17 protein-coding genes are annotated in these 18,448 nt (G+C 57.2%); 2 read left to right on the top strand and 15 right to left on the bottom strand.

Annotated features, from left to right (window positions below; genetic code table 11):
* Positions 1-10: 10 nt before the first annotated feature.
* Positions 11-3,115: a SusC/RagA family TonB-linked outer membrane protein gene (locus ABD937_RS06790; protein ID WP_345254514.1), complete on the bottom strand. Its 3,105-nt coding sequence runs from the start codon at positions 3,113-3,115 to the stop codon at positions 11-13.
* A 216-nt stretch (positions 3,116-3,331) separates the two neighbouring features.
* On the opposite strand from ABD937_RS06790, the gene ABD937_RS06785 reads away from it, so the two are divergent.
* Positions 3,332-6,211 carry a triple tyrosine motif-containing protein gene (locus ABD937_RS06785; protein WP_345254512.1) on the top strand — a complete coding sequence of 960 codons (2,880 nt, stop codon included), beginning with the start codon at positions 3,332-3,334 and terminating at the stop codon, positions 6,209-6,211.
* 343 nt (positions 6,212-6,554) lie between these two features.
* On the opposite strand, the gene ABD937_RS06780 is transcribed toward ABD937_RS06785, so the two are convergent.
* From ABD937_RS06780 to ABD937_RS06745, 8 genes are all read right to left on the bottom strand, one after another.
* Positions 6,555-6,899, bottom strand: coding sequence for a hypothetical protein (locus ABD937_RS06780; RefSeq protein WP_345254511.1), 345 nt, complete (start codon positions 6,897-6,899; stop codon positions 6,555-6,557).
* Positions 6,900-7,017: 118 nt separating this feature from the next.
* Positions 7,018-7,437 carry a DUF3592 domain-containing protein gene (locus ABD937_RS06775; RefSeq protein WP_345254510.1) on the bottom strand — a complete coding sequence of 140 codons (420 nt, stop codon included), beginning with the start codon at positions 7,435-7,437 and terminating at the stop codon, positions 7,018-7,020.
* A gap of 122 nt (positions 7,438-7,559) precedes the next feature.
* Complete coding sequence (locus ABD937_RS06770) at positions 7,560-9,239, bottom strand: Kelch repeat-containing protein (protein ID WP_345254508.1); 1,680 nt, start codon at positions 9,237-9,239, stop codon at positions 7,560-7,562.
* A 353-nt stretch (positions 9,240-9,592) separates the two neighbouring features.
* Positions 9,593-10,132, bottom strand: a complete 540-nt coding sequence (locus ABD937_RS06765; RefSeq protein WP_345254505.1) for a hypothetical protein — start codon at positions 10,130-10,132, stop codon at positions 9,593-9,595.
* 97 nt (positions 10,133-10,229) lie between these two features.
* Positions 10,230-10,670 carry a hypothetical protein gene (locus ABD937_RS06760; RefSeq protein WP_345254503.1) on the bottom strand — a complete coding sequence of 147 codons (441 nt, stop codon included), beginning with the start codon at positions 10,668-10,670 and terminating at the stop codon, positions 10,230-10,232.
* A 204-nt stretch (positions 10,671-10,874) separates the two neighbouring features.
* Positions 10,875-11,378, bottom strand: a complete 504-nt coding sequence (locus ABD937_RS06755) for an SRPBCC family protein (RefSeq protein WP_345254501.1) — start codon at positions 11,376-11,378, stop codon at positions 10,875-10,877.
* 151 nt (positions 11,379-11,529) lie between these two features.
* A complete protein-coding gene (locus tag ABD937_RS06750; RefSeq protein WP_345254499.1) occupies positions 11,530-11,940 on the bottom strand; it encodes an RDD family protein in 411 nt (136 codons plus the stop codon).
* Entirely contained in the window at positions 11,940-12,497 is a 558-nt protein-coding gene (locus ABD937_RS06745; RefSeq protein WP_345254497.1) for a hypothetical protein, read from the bottom strand. Before ABD937_RS06745 ends, ABD937_RS06750 begins: the two co-directional genes overlap by 1 nt.
* Before the next feature lie 329 nt (positions 12,498-12,826).
* Between ABD937_RS06745 and ABD937_RS06740 the strand changes: the two genes are divergently transcribed.
* Positions 12,827-13,489 carry a hypothetical protein gene (locus ABD937_RS06740; RefSeq protein ID WP_345254495.1) on the top strand — a complete coding sequence of 221 codons (663 nt, stop codon included), beginning with the start codon at positions 12,827-12,829 and terminating at the stop codon, positions 13,487-13,489.
* Positions 13,490-13,588: 99 nt separating this feature from the next.
* Here the strand turns inward: ABD937_RS06740 and ABD937_RS06735 are convergent, their stop codons facing one another.
* The 6 genes from ABD937_RS06735 to ABD937_RS06710 form a co-directional block, all read right to left on the bottom strand.
* Entirely contained in the window at positions 13,589-14,023 is a 435-nt protein-coding gene (locus tag ABD937_RS06735) for a hypothetical protein (protein ID WP_345254493.1), read from the bottom strand.
* 1,472 nt (positions 14,024-15,495) lie between these two features.
* Positions 15,496-15,930, bottom strand: a complete 435-nt coding sequence (locus ABD937_RS06730; protein ID WP_345254491.1) for a low molecular weight protein tyrosine phosphatase family protein — start codon at positions 15,928-15,930, stop codon at positions 15,496-15,498.
* 16 nt (positions 15,931-15,946) lie between these two features.
* Entirely contained in the window at positions 15,947-16,579 is a 633-nt protein-coding gene (locus tag ABD937_RS06725) for a hypothetical protein (RefSeq protein ID WP_345254489.1), read from the bottom strand.
* Positions 16,580-16,741: 162 nt separating this feature from the next.
* On the bottom strand, positions 16,742-17,275 hold the full coding sequence (locus ABD937_RS06720; protein ID WP_345254488.1) for a hypothetical protein: 534 nt from the start codon (positions 17,273-17,275) through the stop codon (positions 16,742-16,744).
* Between the two features lie 145 nt (positions 17,276-17,420).
* On the bottom strand, positions 17,421-17,849 hold the full coding sequence (locus ABD937_RS06715) for a hypothetical protein (RefSeq protein ID WP_345254487.1): 429 nt from the start codon (positions 17,847-17,849) through the stop codon (positions 17,421-17,423).
* Positions 17,850-18,135: 286 nt separating this feature from the next.
* Positions 18,136-18,300 (bottom strand): hypothetical protein, encoded by a 165-nt coding sequence (locus ABD937_RS06710; protein WP_345254485.1) that lies wholly within the window; start codon positions 18,298-18,300, stop codon positions 18,136-18,138.
* Positions 18,301-18,448 lie beyond the last annotated feature (148 nt).

Below are 18,448 nucleotides of genomic sequence, written 5' to 3'. Positions count from 1 at the left end.
GTTTAAGCGATTAGAAGGAAAGGTTCAGACCAACAACTGCCTTGCGGGGGATGGGATAGCCGCCGCGGTCGATGCCCTGGCTGTTGCCACCGTTGTTGCCGCCTTCGGGATCCACACCGGGATACTTGGTGAAGGTGAAGAAATCATCCAGCGACACGAACACACGGAAGGAAGTGAGGCGTGCGCGGCTCAGGATGCTCTGCGGGAGCGTGTACCCGAGCTGCAGCTGGCGGATGCGGACGAAGGAGCCATCGAACACCATCAGGTCGCTGTTGTAGATATACGGGTTGGAGGCGTTGGGCGCGAACCAGGTGTTGGTGCTGCCGGGGCCCGTCCAGCGGTTGGAGTAGAAGAACTCGGGCTTGTTGGCCGTGGCGCGGTCGAGTCGGTTGAAGCCCATGAGGATGTCGTTGCCTTTCTGTCCCTGTGCGAGCACGAGGAAGTCGAAGCCCTTGTAGCTTGCCTGCATGCGGGCGCCGAAGGTAAAGTCGGGCAGTGCCGATCCGATCTGGGTCATGTCGGCGGGCGAGATGATCTTGTCGCCGTTCACGTCCACCACGATGGGCTCACCCGGCTTCGGGGCATAGCCCGTGAGGCCGTTCTTGCTGATGTAGTTGTTGATCTCGGCCTGGGTCTGGAAGATGCCGTCGGTGCGGTAGCCCTGGAAATACCAGATCGGCTTGCCCACTTCCATGGCGGTGGCGGTCCAGCCCGTACCGACGCCGGCGCCCGGGATGAGCGGCGTGTTCGGGTCGAGGTAGGTCACCTCGTTGTTCACGGTGCTCAGGTTGGCACTGATCTCCCAGGTAAAGCCGCTGGCCTTGCGGGCGGGGTTGCGGTAGGTGGCTTCGAAGTCCCAGCCCTTGTTCTGGACCGTACCGGCGTTCACCGTAGAAATGAAGTTACCTACGTACAGCGGCACCACGCCGGAGGTGAGCAGGCCTTTCGTCTGCTTCTTGTACCAGTCGATGCTGATGTTGAGTCGGTTGTTGAGGAAGCCGAGGTCGGTACCGATGTTGAGCTGCTCGGAGGTCTCCCAGCTCAGCTCGGGGTTGGCAAGGCCGCTCGGGGCAGCGCCCACGAGCAGGTTGCCGTTCGCATCGGGGTAAACGATGCCGGAGGTGGCGATGCGGTTCATCCACTCACCAAGGCCCATGTTGTTCACACTGCCGTTCTGGCCCCAGGAGGCGCGGAGCTTGGTGTAGCTGAGGGTGTTCTTGAGGGCCGAGGGGAAGAAGCGCTCGTTGCTCAACACCCAGCCGGCCGACACACCGGGGTAGGTTTCCCAGAGGTTGCTCGGGTCGGGCTTGGAGGAGCCGTCGCGGCGGATGACGCCCTGCAGCAGGTAGCGTCCATCGTAGTCATAAGTAACGCGGCCGAAGAAAGAAGCCAGCGTAACGGTGGAGGCATAGGAGCCGATGCGGTCAAGATCGTCCGGAACGAAGGCGCCGTAGGAGAAGCGGTCGGCCTCGCGGAACAGGCCCGAGTAGGAGCCGCCCATGTTCTGGTAATAGTTCTTCTGGGCCGAGACGCCGCCGAGGAGGGTCAGGTTGTGGCGGCCGAACTTGCGGTTATAGGTCGCGAAGTTCTCCCAGAGCCAGTTGAACCAGGTATCGGAGTAGTCGTAGCCGTTGGCCACCGCGTTCTTGCTCTCCTCGGAGAACCAGAAGGTGGGCGTCCAGCCGTGGCCCATCTGGAAGGCGCCGTCGATGCCGAAGCGCGAGGTGAGCTTGAGGCCCTGCACCGGCTCGGCCTCCGCGAAGAAGGAGCCGATGATCTTGTGCTGCTTGTTCTCGCCGTGGGCATGCTCGATGCGGGCGAGCGGGTTGCCGTACTCTCCCTTCAGGTAGCGGGAAATGCCGTAGTAGTTGCCGTTAGGATCCTTGAGCAGGGGGTTGTTGGCCGACAGCGCCGCCTGCACGTGCGCGGGCAGGTTGTTGTTGTCGGTGTAGGTTACCGGCGTGGTGGGGTCCATGACGAGGGCGGAGCCGAGGATGGAGCCGAACTCATTGTTGTCGGAGATGGCGCGGCGCTTGTGGTGCGAATAGGTAAAGCGCAGGCCGGTGTTCAGCCAGGACTTGATCTTGTTGTCCATGTTGAAGCGCACCGTGTAGCGGTTGAAGCGGGCCGCATCGCCGCCGGCGATGCCGTCCTGGGTAAAGATGTTACCGCTGAGGTAGTAAGTGGTGCGCTCGGTGCCGCCGCTGAAGGCGAGCGTGTGCTGCTGCTGGGGAGCGGTCTGCAGCACGGCGTCGAGCCAGTTGGTGCCGGCGCCGATGCCCGCCACGTCGGAGAAGCTGGGCGCCCCGGCCACGCCCGCCTCGTTGAGGTACTGGGCATATTGCTGGGCGTTCATCATCTTGACATAGTCCTTACGGGCCGATTGCGACACGTACTGACCGGAGTATTCGATACGGGCGGTATTGCGGCGACCCATCTTGGTGGTGATGAATACGACGCCGTTGGCGGCCTCGGAGCCGTAGATGGCGGCGCCGGCCGCGTCCTTGAGGATGTCGATGGAGGCGATGTCCTGCGGGGCGATGGATTCCATGCCGCCGGCTTTCACCCCGTCGATAATATAAATAGGTCCGGTGCCGCGGTTGGAGGCGATACCGCGGATGGCGATGTTGAGCCCGGCGCCCGGAGCACCGCCGGTGGGGCTCACCTGGACGCCCGACACGCGACCCTGGAGGGCCTGCTCGAGGCGGGTGTTGGAAATGTTCTGGAGCTGCTCGGCCTTCACGGAGGAAACGGCCGTGGTCACCTGGCCGCGGCGCTGCTGGCCGTAGCCCACTACCACTACTTCATTCATGGTGCCGGCGGAACCCGACATGGTGACGTTGACGGTGCTCTGACCGCCTACCGACAGCTCCTGGGCTTCCATGCCCACGTGCGACACCCGGAGCACGGAGTTGGAGCGCGGTACGGTGATGGTGTAATTGCCCTGGGCGTCGGTGGTCGTCGCCACCGAGGTCCCCTTCACGGAGACCGTTGCACCCGAGACGGGTTCATTGTTCGCCCCGATGACCCGGCCGGTCACCCGCTGCTCCTGGGCAGAAGCAGTAAAGAAGGTCGGCGAAAGCAATGCGCAGACTAGTGCAAATTTCAATTTCATACACAAGCATTTTGTTAGATAAAAGGAAGAAGTGTTCGGCGTTCTCCCCCGGAGCCAACGCAGCCATAAAAGTAGACTACCCAGCCGTCAAACCCATCAAACAGTACTACATCACCACTACATCAACCCATATAAAACCTTTGTTTTTAAAGGTTTTCCACCCCAACACCACTACATCAATTAAAAAAATGTTATTTTCACTTCCGACGATCTGCCATGCGCTTCCACCGGTTCCTGCTCCTCCTCGTTCTGCTCGCCGCCAGCTCTGCCTCAGGGCAGCACACCATCGGTTTGCCGGATATCCTGAACTATACCAAGGACGGTTATAAGGCCGGCACCCAGAGCTGGGACATCCGCCAGGACGCCCGCGGCGTCCTCTACTTCGCCAACAACGAGGGGCTGCTCACCTTCGACGGGCACTACTGGAAGACCTACCCCCTCCCCAACCGCACCATCGTCCGCTCCGTGGCCATCGGGCGCGACGGGCGCATCTATGTAGGCGGGCAGGACGAATTCGGTTATTTCGCCCCCGGCCCCAACGGCGCCCTGCGCTATCACTCCATGAAAGCCCTGCTTCCGGCCAGGGATCGCTCGTTCGCCGACGTCTGGGACATTGTATTTCATGAAAAACAGCTTTTTTTCCGCACCAGCCAGCGCCTGTTCCAGTTCAACGGCGACCAGGTGACCGTTACCTACGGCGCCGACTGGCGCTACCTGGATACCTGCGGCGGCGCCCTCATCGCACAGGACAACGAGCGGGGCCTGCTCCGGTTCCGCAACGGCCTCTGGGAGCCCGTGGTTCGGCCCGGCAGCCTTCCCCGGAACTTCCTCGTTACCGCCATCCTGCCCTGGAGCCGCGATTCGATGCTGCTCACCACCTTCCGGCAGGGCTCCTTCTTCCTCAGCGGCGACCGCCTCCTCCCCTTCGAGACGCCCGCCCTGCGCGAGATCGCCGGCAAGCTCATCTATACGGCCACCGTGGCCGACCCCGATCACTTCCTGCTGGCCACCACCCTCGACGGTGCCTATATCGTAGACCGCCGCGGCATTGTGACCCAGCGCTTTACCCGCAGCGAGGGCCTGCAGAACAACAACATCCTCTCGGTTTTCTTCGACCGGGAAAAGAACCTCTGGCTCGCTCTCGACAATGGCATCGACTTCGTTGCCTACGACTCGCCGGTGCGGCATATCTATACCTCGCCGCAGAACGAAGGCTCGGGCTACACCTCCCTCCTCTACCGCGACCACCTTTATATAGGTACGTCCAACGGGCTGTACACGGTGCCGCTCGAAGGCGGCGGCGACCTGTCGTACCGCCAGGGAACCTTCAGCCCGGTGCCCGGAACCCGCGGGCAGGTCTGGAACCTCTCGGAGGTGAACGGCCGCCTGCTGATGGGACACCACGAAGGCGCCTTCGGCGTGGAGCCGGGTGGCGCAAAGCCCATCGACAACTCCTTCGGCTATTGGGCCTTTCTCCCCTATGGCAACGTGCTGCCGGCCGGGCTCATGGTTACCGGCAACTACTATGGCGTGCGCCTGTTTCACAGCTCGGCCAACGGGATCGGCAAAGAGGCTGCCACCGCCCCCTTCGAGTCTTCGCGCTTTATCACGGTCGATAATAACGACGGCACCATCTGGGTAGCCCACCCCTACAAGGGCATCTACAAGGTGCGTTTCGACGGGTCGCTGAAGCCCTCCATCCGCCGCTATGCGACCGGCGACGGGCTGTTCACCATCAACAACAACTACATCTTCAAGGTGCGCAACCGCATCGTGGCCACCACCGAGGGCGGCATCTACGAGTACGACGCCCCATCGGACCGCTTTCTGCCCTCGAAGTACTTCAAGGGCATCTTCGACCACGCCAACATCCGGCTCATGCGCGAGGACTCGGAAGGCAATATCTGGTTCGTGCACGACAAGCAGGTGGGTGTCATCGACTTCAGCGCCGACAAGCCGCGGATCCTCTACATCCCCGAGCTCACCAACAAGCTGGTAAATGGCTTTGAGCACATCTACCCCATCAACCCGCAGAATATCCTCATCGGGGCCGAGAAGGGCTTCGTGCACATCAACTTCGAGAAATACAAGCGCCCCGGCGCCCTCCTGCAGGTGCAGATCCGCGACGTGCGCGCCATCGGCCCTTCCGACTCGCTGCTTTTTGGCGGGTATACGAACGGCGCCACCCCGCGCGCCGAGGTGGCCAACGCCTTCAACACGCTGCACTTCGCCTTTTCGGCCACGGCCTACGGCCTGCAGAAGAACGTGGAGTACAGCTACTACCTGAAAGGCTACGACAAAGCCTGGTCGGAATGGAGCGGGAAGGTGGAAAAGGAATATCCCTACCTGCCGGCCGGCACCTATACGTTCCAGGTGCGCGCCCGCACCACGCTGGGCACCGCCTCCGAGATGAGCACCTTCACGTTCACGGTGTTGCCGCCCTGGTACCGCTCGGGCTGGGCCTACGCGGTGTATGCCGCGCTGCTTGTGGCTGGCGGGCTCTGGCTCGTACGCTGGCAGCGCCGCAAGTTCGCGCGGCAGCAGCAGCGCCACGAGGAGGAGCAGCGCCGCCTCCTGTACCTGCACCAGCTGGAGCTTGAGAAGACCGAGAAGGAAATCATGCGGCTCAACAACGAGAAGCTGGAGGCCGAGATCGAGCACAAGAACACGGAACTGGCCTCCTCGGCCATGCACCTCGTGCAGAAGGGCGAGCTCATCGGCCGCCTCCGCGAGGAGCTGACGCGCATCAAAAAGAAGATCGACACCGACGTGGCCGACGCCGAGTTCCGCAAGATCATCCGCATCCTCAACGAGGAAGACAAGGTGAACGAGGACTGGGACCACTTCGCCCACCACTTCGACAAGGTGCACGGCAACTTCCTGACGGCCCTCAAAAAGCAATACCCGACCCTGACGCCCAACGAGCTGAAGCTGAGCGCCTACCTGCGGATGAACCTGAGCTCCAAAGAGGTGGCGCAGCTGATGAACATCTCGGTGCGGGGCGTCGAGATCTCGCGCTACCGGCTGCGCAAGAAGCTGCAGCTGCCCACGGAAACGAACCTCTTCGAGTTCCTCATCGCGGTGCACCCGAACTAGTCGTCTCAGAATAACGATCACCCTGCAGTGTCGTGAGGCGTCAGGCGTGAAGCGTGAGTAGGAGCTTCCCGGGATGAGTGAATTTCCTTCCGACGCGTCAAGCTTCACAGCCCGCCCTGCTTTGGCGGGGCCTCCCGATGGAAGGTGGTGGAATCAATTTAGCCCTCCTGATACGACAGCCAGAGACAGGCATTCCCTTCCGGAACAAGGAGCCATAAGCGGGGGAACCCACATCCTGGACGGGGCCACCAACAGAATGATCGTTCCGGAAGATGCGCACGCCAATAGGTGTTGCCCATCATAAAGTTTTTTTTACACGGTTCCCGTGGCGGCAGCAAAGGGACTAGGGCCCCAGAAGTTCCGCTGAATCGTACTCAATGGTCCATCTTCCGCAGTTGGTTTCCATCTCCACTTTGTATTGCGACGTCAGTATAGTGCCGTCGGCCAGACGGTACACATGTTTTTCCAGCTGGCTTTCCCTTATTTCCAAAATCGTCGGCGCACCGGAAAAAGGAATCTCCTGCTTGGCATAGTAGATCGCGTTCCGGAACCGGAGTATCCGGTGCTCGAAAATGCCTTGCTCCCAATCCAGGGGGAAATCAAGGTAGAAGTCCAACGTCTGTGTCGACGACTCTTCGACTACTTTAAGAATGGCCGCATCGTGAAAAGAAAGCTGGTCGAATATCATGCTGGTTGAGGTTGCCGCTGGCGGCCAGGCGTTGCGCTGGCCGGGTTTCTTTGGGAAAGATCGGAGCGAAAACGACCGGGGTTAGCGCTACCGCCCAATATTGGCGCCGCTGGTAGATTTAGAGGTGTACGGTCAGCTTTTGCAGGTACCTGGTAGCCCAGAAATATCCTGCACCGATAAAGATCATCGGAAGCGCTATCGAGATCGATACGATCGTCCACCCGAAGGCGCCGAAATAAGTAAGTACCAGGATATCGCCGTCATCATGCGGAACGACCAATGTTGCCTGATCACCCACCTCCCAGGAAGAAGGGCTGGATCCGACTTTGTAGATAAACGTGCGCTTCTCGCCACCGGCATGATACTGGAATACCGGGCGATACATCAGGTCGTTGTCACTGTCCCGGTAAGACTCCACTTCGGCCACGGTGGCTGAAACGCGCTCACCAGCCCGGATGGTTGCCAGGCTTCTGTTGAAACGAGCTACACCGAACCCGAATAAAATCAGTCCGATAGTCAAAACGATCCCATACCACATCGTACAATATTAACTGCATCAGATACAGGTTGCGTGTGCCTGCCACCGAATATCCGCGCTGCATTCCGGTTCGCCAGGCTTCCGGGCCCGGGTCGGTAAGGTGATCGCCAATAAGATGCCTTTTATTGCTTCACAAAAGACGCCTGCCGGGTGCCGGCATTGGTCTGTATCAGCACGGTGTACGTTCCAGGCAACAGGTGCGCCACATCGATCGAATACCGGTCGGCCGTTTCCCGCACGGGCGCCCCGCTCAGCACCGTTCGCCCCGAAGCATCCACGATGCGGCAGGAGAGCTTGCCCATCGCAGCCGCGGCCAATTCGAACCGGAGCTGCGACCGGGCCGGGTTGGGATAAAGCGTCAGGGGGACGGGCGTCGCCGAAAGGGCACTTGTTGACAGCGTCAGCGCATTGCTGTTGAGCCGCCACAGGTCATTCAGCTCCCCCCAGCCCGCCGTCTCTCCATAGCCAAGGCCGCCGAAGATCCAGAGATCGTTGGCCGGGGCAGACCAGGACATGGCGCTCCACCGGCTTCCGGGATTGTTGCCGGTGCTGGGCGATCCCTGCGTTCCATAAATCCCGTAGGCATTCAATTCGGCACCTTTCATCCACGTCCACTGGTTGGTAGCCGGCGAATACTTCCACAGGTCGTTGAGTCCGCCAACGATGGGTGAGCTCGGAGCGATGCCCCAGCCGCCGAACAACCAGAAGTTTCTCTGCAGGTCGGTAAAGCCCGCGCCAGCCACCCGGGCACCCGGCCTGTTCTGGGGATGCGCCACGCCCTGCGTGCCCGTAACCGCCGGGGATAGCGGCAGCGAATCGCCATGGATCCAGGTCCACTGGTTGTTCTGGGGCGTATACTTCCAGAGATCGTTGTACGAATAGGAGCCGTGCGATCCGCCAAACAGGTACAGGTTGTTGGCGGCATCGGTCCAGGCGTGGCCATAGGCTCTTGCCCCGGGTGTGTTGGTGGCGGCGGGGATCCCGATGGCGCCATAGACAATCGGTGCGTTGCCGGAAGTACTTCCGTTCATCCAGGTCCAGGTGTTGGTGGCGATCGAATACCGCCACAGGTCGTTCGTCCGTTGCGATAAATGGTTGTACCCCCCGTACACCCAAAGCTGGCCGGCGTTATCGCGCCAGAACATCATATTGGTTCTTGCCGACGGCATATTGCTGCCGGAGGCAACCCCCTGCTGGCCATAATTGCCGGCTGCGTCGCGGAAATGGGAACCGCCCATCCAGACCCAGTTGCCGGTGCTGACCTGGAATTGCCACAGGTCGTTCAGGAATCCTTCCTGTCCGGAGGCGTCCAGCCCTGTGCCGCCGAAGAGCCAGAAATTCCCGTCGCTATCCACCCACGATGCCGCGTCCGAGCGCGCACCGGGGCTGTTGGCTGGGGCGGCAACGCCTATCGAACCATAGCTCCCGGCTGCATTGGGCGCACTGCTGCCCTTCATCCAGGTCCAGTTGCCTGTGGCGGGGTTGAACTGCCACAGGTCGTTGAAGTAAAAATACATGGGCGCCGGCAGGTAGTTAAAGCCACCAAACAGCCACAAGTTGCCGCTGTTGTCTTTGAACGTACTTCCCGAATAGCGCGACATGGGCACGTTGCCGGGAGCCGCCACGCCCATCGTCCCCGGGTTCCCGCCATCGTAGGGTTCTTTGGGGCCCTTCACCCAGGTCCAGGTGGTTTGGAGGCCAGCCTGGCTGTAGGCAGCGGGCACAGAGGCGATTAAGGAAACAAGCAGTGCAACCGCCCGTGTGGTAAGGAGCGACGTTGCCGGGAGGGAAGGTTGTTTCATGACAGCGATTGGGTTGTGGTTCTGGTAGTTGCTGGTACGAACGCGCGCTCCACCTGCCGTTGCGCGGTGCCCGGCAACAGCTCCTTCCCGCTCCCGCCGCACCAGTCATCCGGGCGCACGTCATTCAGCGAAAGATCAAGAGTCGTCCCAGTCACGCGGCTGTTCGTGCCCCGCGCAGCCATCCGGCGCAGACCACAGCCCGGAAGCGGGTAATAGTTGAAAGTTACCAAATTCCCGGGAAGGATACACGGGCACCCTCGCATTCCCCTGCTCGCCGTAACGTGAGCATCTTCGAAAATGCAGCCACGCAAAATCAGAAGCCCTGTAACCGGAAACGCACCGCCCGGCCGGGGTCAGGCTACGAAGTCCCATTGGACCAGCAGGAAGTGCTCCGGCCGGAGCCCACACTGCAGCGCAGCCCGAAGCCAGCCCTGCTGGCTTTCCCGGATAGCGTCCTTCTTCGACCGCTTGGATTCCGCAAAAATGACCAGCTCTCCCTTTTTCGCCACCACGTCCCAGCAGCCCGAGTAACTACCGTTTTCACGGGCAATATCGGCAAGCAGGCGCGTGATCGGTTCATCGGCAAAGGGCACATGCTCCTGGTTCCGGTACGCATCATCCTTCCAGGCGGTCAGGCATTTCGGCGGCCGCGTTCCATAGGTCTCCACCCAGCGGGCCTCCCAGCCATCTTCGGCGAACCTTTGCCGGATCGCCAGCTCGGCGAACAAGGGCTGCCCGGAGTAGTCGATGACCGGCTTCCGGCCGAAATCATGAATAAGCGGCTCCCCTTGCCACTTCCGGAACAACACGTTGCATTTCGGAACCGGCACGGTACTCGCGTCCACGATGAAGCGCTCAGTAGCATCCGGCAGGAAGAGATCGGGGTAGGTCATCGCTTCAAGATACTGCCTTCGCTTCTTCGGAAGGATGATACCCGGCACCAAAAACAAAAAGCTGCCCGGAGGCAGCTCATTCGTTAAAAAAGTAGTGTTAGTTGCTTTGCTTCGGGGGATTGTTCTTCGCAAACTCCGCGTAGAAAGCGTCAACCGACTTGATCTGGTCGGCCGTAAGGAATTCGGAGAACTTTTTCATCTTGTCGGCTTTCAGCTCGGCGAGGCGTGCGCTGCGGTCGGCATCGCTGAGGCCCTGCAGCTCGCGGGAAGCGGTAAGGCGCATATCCAGGTTGAGCTCCAGCACACGGTCGACCTGTGCGGCGCTGAGGCCGGTTTTCTCGATCATGCCGGCCTTGAACGTTTCTTTCATTTTTTCCAGCAGGGATGCGCGGTCCATACCCGGGTTAGCGGTGCTGGCCGGGGTCGCCTTCGCGGATTCCTTCGCGGGCTCGGCTGCCGCGGCCTGGGCCGTTTGCGCCTGTGCGGTGGTGGCCATCAGGGCACCCGCCATCAGGGTCAGGAGTACAAGCTTCTTCATAAAAACGGTTTTAGTTGTTGAACGGGAAGTTATCTTCTTTTACCACCGCGGCATAGCGAAAGCGGTACGACCGGCACCGATCAACGGCGGTAAAGGCCGTCTTTCTCCATACCACCTCGATCGGCCGGATCCGCGGTGTCTGAAATGTACAGGGTCCACCCTGGTCAGGAGCAACAACAACCGTGCACTGCCCTGGCCGGCAACCTACGGTTGCGGCGGCCCGCCTGCTGTGTAACGGTCTCTTCCCGGGGGTTGCCAGCCCGCCTCCGCCAGTTGCCGGATCACGGAGTTGCGCCGTTCCAGCAACCGGTGCATATAACGATCCAGGAACGCCCATTCGGCAAACGTGCCCAGCAGCCCATACGGTGCCGAATAATCAAAGCGATCCCGCATGAGGGTCGTGCCTCCGGCCGCTTCAAAGAAATGATCATGGATAAAGCCGGCGAAGGCGCCTTCGACCATCCGGTCCTGGAAATGCGCATAGGGCCTCATTTCCGTGATGGCAACCGTTAGGTGCTGGTAGATGCCGAAGTGCCGCGCGCGCCAGGTGATCCGGTCACCCAGCTCGCAGAGGCCCCGGAGCCGCCCCGAGACTGCCCTTTCGTGGGTATGAGACGTCGACTCCAGGTGCACCTCCACGCTCCGGGCGAGGTCGAAGCATAGGTCCACCGGTGCCTGGATCCGGGTTTCCAATAGAAGAAGGGACACGCGTAATTCGTTTAAAGTGGCGGGATGCCTTGGTACTTGCGCAACCGGCTTATCGCAAACGACAAGGGCTTGCCGCATTGCCGAAAAAAGATACCGACACCCAGGGCATTTTGGCGGCACCCGTATTTTTACTGTCCTGCCGGTACGCTGCTCACGCCGGTACAGCTACCACCCGCGTACCTGCGAGCCGGTCGCCGATCCGGCGTTGCGGGTTGAAAAACGTAACGACGACTTCGATCATCCAAAGGGGCACGAGTAAATTCCGAACAAAGCACTGCACCGGCGATGCGGTGTTCCCCGAGTTCCGGTCGATCACCTGTAGCTTCAGGACACGCTTTCCCACACTCCTGCCCCCGAAGCTGTCTTTCAGGGCATAAACGGTGATCATGCCGATCATCCCGATCCAGTCTTTCGTTTCGAAAAACACGCCTCGCTCCGGGGTATCGGAATCGAAGCTGGAAAGAACGAATGGCGTCATAACGATTCCGAGGATACAGCACATCACTACGTGGTCGAGGAGCATGGAAAGAAGGCGTTGGCCAACGGTCGGCAGTTGTTGCATTATGGGTTGGTTGACGGCGCTTGAAGATCGGGGTTTTGCGCCGGGAACAGACAAAAAATTACAGGCGATCCCGCGCGGACGACCCGGGCGATCAGCCCTGCCTGCGGCGGCATCCCGGGCCGGCCCCGAGCCCCTTTCCGGAGTACGCGGGCCTGGAGCTTCCGCATCCGCACCCGGAGGGTTTGTCCGCGCCCGCCACGCACCGGCACGTCACTGACGATGAAGCAGCGGTATCCCTCCGAAGAAACATGAAGGTCCCAGTTGCCGTCGATTTGCTCCTGCATGACCGATAGCACACCGATCTTGTCTGACCACCCGACCAGCGTATCGCCGCCCCGGATCAGGAGCATCTGCGATAATAAAGGCACCTTCGTTTCCAGGTCGGTAACAATCACGCTCACGCCGGCCGCGGTCGTATCGAAGGCCACCTCCGGCTCGATCTGTAAGCGATGGTCCGACGCTCCGAAAGGGCGCACCTCGCAAGTGACTTGCAAAGCGGTTCTCCCGGAAGTGCAGCCAACCACGATCAAACAACATAAAGCAAATCGGTACAACATGGGGAAAGGGATTGCGGGTACTGCCCAGGCGTTTATGCCGGTGCCTGAAATTACGAAAGGATGCCTGGTAAAAGCAGGGGACTTCGGGGGCCCGGGCCGGGAGTCGAATAAAGCGGGCTTAACGGAAGGCCCTGCACGCAAAGGAACGCTGCGGGCGTCAACCGGACCCGGGATCTGCCCAAAGGCATCGAACAGATTGAAGCGCTGCCCGGAGGCAAGGGGTTAGCATACTTCCGGGGCGCACCGGGAGTTGGCCGGTAGTCAAAAGATCAGCAAGAGGTTGTAAGTTTAGGGAGCCCGCGTCATTGTTCTCCCCAACTCATTTACACATGAAGCCCTGGCTTACTTCGTTTGTTGTCGTTCTGTTTAGTCTTAATGCCTTCGCCACGGGGCAGTACCCGGATCGTTTTATTCACGAAGGGACGGAATACAGCCTTGACATTTATCCGCTTGAGGAGTACTTCCACCAACACCCGGAAAAAAGGCTGCCTGACACCATTTCGAATTCGGGCCTTGCCCGGGGCTACATCGCCACCTATGAGATCATCGAGGGACAATTATTCCTTACAGACATCCAGGTACAGAAGTACCGGCCTAATCTGATCGGTGCTGCCGAATTTACATGGGTGAGTGCCCTGAAAACAGTATTCCCCGGAGCAGCGCGCGTTAAAGTGGATTGGTTCACCGGCTTGCTCGACCTCTCTTTCGGAGCACGGCTTTTTGAAGAAAAGGGTGACCCTGACCCCTACTTCTATTACCAATACTACCTGGTCCTGGAAATCGACAAAGGTGATTACCGCAAGGAAAAATGCTTTACGTTTCCGGAGTTCCGCGTCTTTGTGGAGCAACAACGGGAAGCGTTCAAAAAAACGCCCGGGTACGCCAACCTGAAAAAGGAAGTTGACGCGACGGTACTTGGGTATGTGCAAGGGAGACATGGTCCTATCTCCAGGAATATACTCCGGTATCTCCCCAGGATCCTGGAAGATTAGACCACGACTGAAAGTGGAGCAGAAAACAGGCAGGGCAGCCTGAATACCAGTTCAACGCCATAGCGAAACAGGATTGCTTTCACTTACCCTTGTGTATGCTTACAAAAAAAGAGCTGTCACTGTTGCTGTTATGTAGATCACCACAAGGAAGGTGTTTTTCGCAGTACTGATACCCTGTGCCTTTCGAATTCTAAAGTAACGGTCTATCACCCTGTCTTTACCTCCTCTCACCAGCAACAAATAGTTGATGTACATGAGCGGAAAAAGAGAAAATAACGAAAGCAGTGTCGCTCCACCTTCACTAATTGAAAAGTTTGCCTGCGACTTGATGACTGGAACAAGTATGTTCAATTGCATACATACGGCGACATAACAAACCCCGGAAGCGGAAACACTATCCGGATCTTTATCGACCCTGGCTACAACAGTTCTGATCGCATAAAAGAAGTAATAATAGAAGCGAGGCAGTCGGATTCTTCTTGGCAGCATTACAGCTCTGGTCGCTCTAAAGGCAGTGTTAACGATTGGCTTCATAATACTAGGTATAACGACCAGGGCTTGCTATCGATCCCGGAATGAAATTAAAGGTTTTGGAGTATGCGGAGGCATAGCGCTTCAGCCCCTACGAGGCGCCGTTGTGCCATTACCGGGAAGGCCACAATCGGAATAGCATCTTATACTTCCCGGGATGAAACTCGTCAGGTGATAAGGCAATCTGATTATACTCCAATTCTTCGGCCTCCGTCTTGTCGGAGTAACCGGCAGCCTGCACTGCTCCAACAACTCTTTTTTTACGCTTGGTGCTTACCCGATCAAAAGCATGGCACAGCCATTCAAATCCAGCAACCGCATCCGCTCTTGAATCGAATAAAAACCAAAGCTGAAAATCCGTGATTCCCCGCCCCGCAGAATCATGTTCCTGTGAAAAGACCTCCAACCTACCCCCCGAAATCTCCTTTTGAAAAATGGATGCTCAGTAAAGAATATCGAATGCGCTGTCTTTTCATAGACCGGCATAGGACCGGGCGGGTAGGACGTCCATCCTCCACTGATCCTCGGCTTCGTAAATGCCGGAAAGCATCGCTTAAAGAAGGGCAGCATGGCTGAATCAGGTGAATGGTCTAAAAAGCTGAAAAATAAATTATTCTCCAAGGCCTGAAAAGGGGATACTCGATCTTGCCCTATTGACTCCGTCACAAGACCAAAAAACGTAAGTAAAGTAAAAATGAAGCATCTCATGATTTCAGGTCTATAGTGGCGCATAACGGCAAAGGCTTGCAGTGTGGCAAAGGATGAAACTATAAAGTTTCGGAATGCGCTGAGGCTGTAGCCGAACAGCCCCTATCGTGCGCAGCCGGTCCTTTGTGGCTCCGGCAAGACCTTGTCAATGCCGACGAATGGCGTAACGGGTAACCCTGCGATGGCTCCAAAAAGACCTGCCGCGAGGGCGGCGCTCCTGGACGGTGCATTGTATTCATGCGTACCGGCCTATCTTTACCGGCCTGTTGCCGGTCGCCTCAACGCCCGTAACGGACGGGAACCGGCAAAAACAGATACGCTGCAACCCTAAGTACCTCATTCACGCACTTTAAAATTTATTGTATGGCAAAAAAGACAGCCCACCCCCGCAAGAATAAGCCCACGCAAAAGAAAAGCTCCGCACAGAAGAAAGCAAAAGCACAGCGGAAGGCACGGTAATATTCGGAAAGCACGGCGCCCGGCTCACAAAGCCGGGCTTCTTTTTACCCCGGTTGGCGGCGTTGTGGTGTATGGTTACTCGCTTCGAGGTTTCCACAGGCTACTCAATGAACCGGTTGATACCGGGGCACAGGCCTGGCTGCCGAACATTTTGGTGCGGGCGGAAGATGCACGACGCCCAGGAATGTGACCGGTGTTCCAGGATAACGCATAAGTTACGGGAAGTGCGGTACCCCATAGCGCAATAGCCGATGTCGGCCGCTGCCCGCCCAATGGTCCGTAAGGCCTGCAGCCTGCCACCTCACAAACTAGATTTCAAATACCAGTTTCAATGCACCGTTAATGCGGTCCTGGAGCAAATCGATCAGCTCTTCGTCCATAAACTCGTAGACGTCATCAATATCCAGCACTTCGATGCGCGGAAGATCCAGGTGAGCAAACGCGCTGGAGATCCGGCTGGCCTGGCGGCGCTCCATCACAAATACTATATCGGCCCAATTGATGTCCTTTTCTGTAACAACGCGGTCGCTCGACGGCGAAATGCCGGCGGAACGGACAGAAAACCGATCATCGTTCTTGAAGATATGCTCGGCCGTCCGGCTCCGCTTTTTGTTGCGTCCGCAAATGACTAAGACATTCGGTCGGTGATTTTGCATTGTAGGGGTATCGGTTGCGGCCAACGGCCAGGGCTTTGCGCTGCGGCCAAGAATGAATGTACGAATTGTGACCTGTTTGCAGGCCATAGCGCAACAGCGCTTATTAGCGGCTGCCGCGTTTGATACGAGGGGGAATGAAGGGAGTGGTGTCCATAACCGGAGGCGGCCCTGCCGGCAGAAGGTCAATGACCCGCTTTAGCTCTCCCTGAACCGAGTCAGCTTGCTCACCCGTTACGACTTCTCCCCTTCTTCTTACAATGCCGCCAAGTCCACTGTAAAAGCTTTTTATATCGTCTGGCACACGGGAACTGTAGAACCTTACCAGCTGTTGTCCCGCAGCGCCCTTGGTATAGATCAGGGTTGAATACCCATCATAAGCCAAATCGAGGTCGCCTGTCAGGTCACCCACCGGTCGCGCGGAATCCCTAATAAACCTGTTTATAGTTTCCATTGCCGGGTCCGGCACGCTATTCCGGTACACTGTGTCGGGTTCGGAAGCCAGTCCGAACTCAGGCATATCAATGATGAAGCTGCGCCCTGCCCTGTCTATTATCAGCCCCTGAGCGATGTCGACATTCCACTTCGGGGTATCCAGGGATCCATAACGCTGGTAAGTTACCATCACAAGGCTGTCGGCGTCCAACTGGACCGTCCCAACCATTCGATCAATTGAAGTGCAGCTGTAGCAGGCTATAACTATCAATACGAAATATGCTGCACGAAGAAGTGAGATCATACTGGCTTTTATGCTTGGCTCAGGATAGCCGCTAAGAGCGAAGGCTTTGCGCTCTGGCCGAGAATGAAAGTACGAATTGTCACGCTGTTCGCAGGCTATAGCGCAGCAGCCCATGTGGTGCGCTGCCGCATAGTTAGGGGACGCTCTGAAACGACCTTAAGGTCATTTCGGACGAATAAAGCCAATTCTTGAACTATCGCTGACAAAGAACTTAGGGTATAAATCGTCTTTGGTGCCCAATACCTTATCTATCCCCTTCGAACATAACTGATACTGGCTGCCCAACTTTTTATAGAAAAAAGGCACATTGGCACACCGTAAACCAGTCTGAGTTATGTCAATTATTCGCACATGCTGATCCTTGGGTAATTGTTGCAAGCTGTCCGGATACTGTCCATATTGTAACTTATGAAACTCTATGCTTTCGACAAGATCGTTTAGTTGCATTTGAGCCATTCCAACAAAGGCAGATCCAGATCTTGCAGTTCTCATGGTAATTGAAAACATGGCGGAATAGACTGCGACGGTAAATACTATTCCGAAAATCCCAATTAGTATGAGCCACTTGTCCTTATATCTGAAAATCCCATATAGCAGAAGCCCCAGTCCTACGAAAGCGCCTACAAATGGAATCAATCCAAGTAATCCAAGTAAATATGGTGGCTTCGAATTGTATGATGGTCTAGCTATTTGCATATTAGTTTCTTTGGAAAGAGGGAACAAACAAACCCAATCGGCCGGAGAACCCTAGTAGCGCACAACGAACAGGGCTTTGCGCTGTGGCCGAGGATGAATGAAGGAAGTTTGGGAGTGCCCGGAGGCCATAGTGCAATAGCGCCTGTTATGCGCCGCCGGTGATGCTTTGAAGAGTAGCCACCGAACAACCAATCCGAATGATCTGCCCGCCTAGAAAGGAGTATATAATGTCGTCATCTACATCCGGAACAGATTGATCCAAAAATCGTTCGTCTTCATTGCGCTCATCGGATGGGTAAAACGTCACTTCGGATAAGGTCTGAGAGTCGATAAGAGGAACTGTTTCTGACATAGGCTGAACTTTAAAGAAAGTCACGTCAAAATGGGTAATTGCGATGGCCGCAAGTTCGTCCGATGAAATCCAGTCACCGGTGTCTTTTACCCAATGAAGAGTGACCTGTGCTTTTGCCAGGTCATAGTTGAACCCCTCAAAAAGGAAATTGTTATGAAGATCAATATGCCTATTCTCAAAACGAATGTCTCTGAAGAGTTCTATCTCAAAATTTGCTTTCATGAACTATAGGAATTGCAGGTGGCGCATAACGACCAGGGCTTTGTACTATGGCCCCAACTAAATTAGCGTTTTACTGTGAACGACCGAGCCTGGCGCACTAGCCCATGTTGGCCGCTGCAGATCAGGCGGAGGCTATCACAATCGGTCCTGCCGGCAATAACTCTTTCAGTAAATGTTCGTGGACTAGCGGTGAAAGCGTGCTCAACTCTGCATAGGTATTATTGAAGCCGGTAAGTATAAAGACCGCAATGGTATACTTCTGAGAATGCTGCTGATGCGGCAGGTTTTATCGAAGGCGAAGTAGCGCATCGAAGCCGTCCGCGATCATTAGCTGCATCTGTTGGCCGTTCTTAATACCGTTCCAGCCTTTGTCACGAACGGTGTATACTTCATGATCGGGAAAGTCGAGTTCAAGCCGCTTGGGCAGATGCTCGTCAAGCAGCAATTTCATAGAGCTGCAACACATTCCTGGAGGTCAGAAGGCGATTAGCGATCTCAAGCAGCCCTACCGATTGCTCCCGGCTTACAAAGGGAAAATCATTCAGGAAGACCTCCAGTGAATCCCCTACGTGCGCCTTAACTTCAGCGGAGGCCGCAAG

Origin of the sequence: Flaviaestuariibacter amylovorans, assembly GCF_039541815.1 — a bacterium.
In the GTDB taxonomy this organism is placed as follows: Bacteria; Bacteroidota; Bacteroidia; order Chitinophagales; family Chitinophagaceae; genus Flavisolibacter; species Flavisolibacter amylovorans.
Note: the sequence above shows the minus strand (reverse complement) of the source record. Positions and strands in the feature narration are given on the sequence as shown.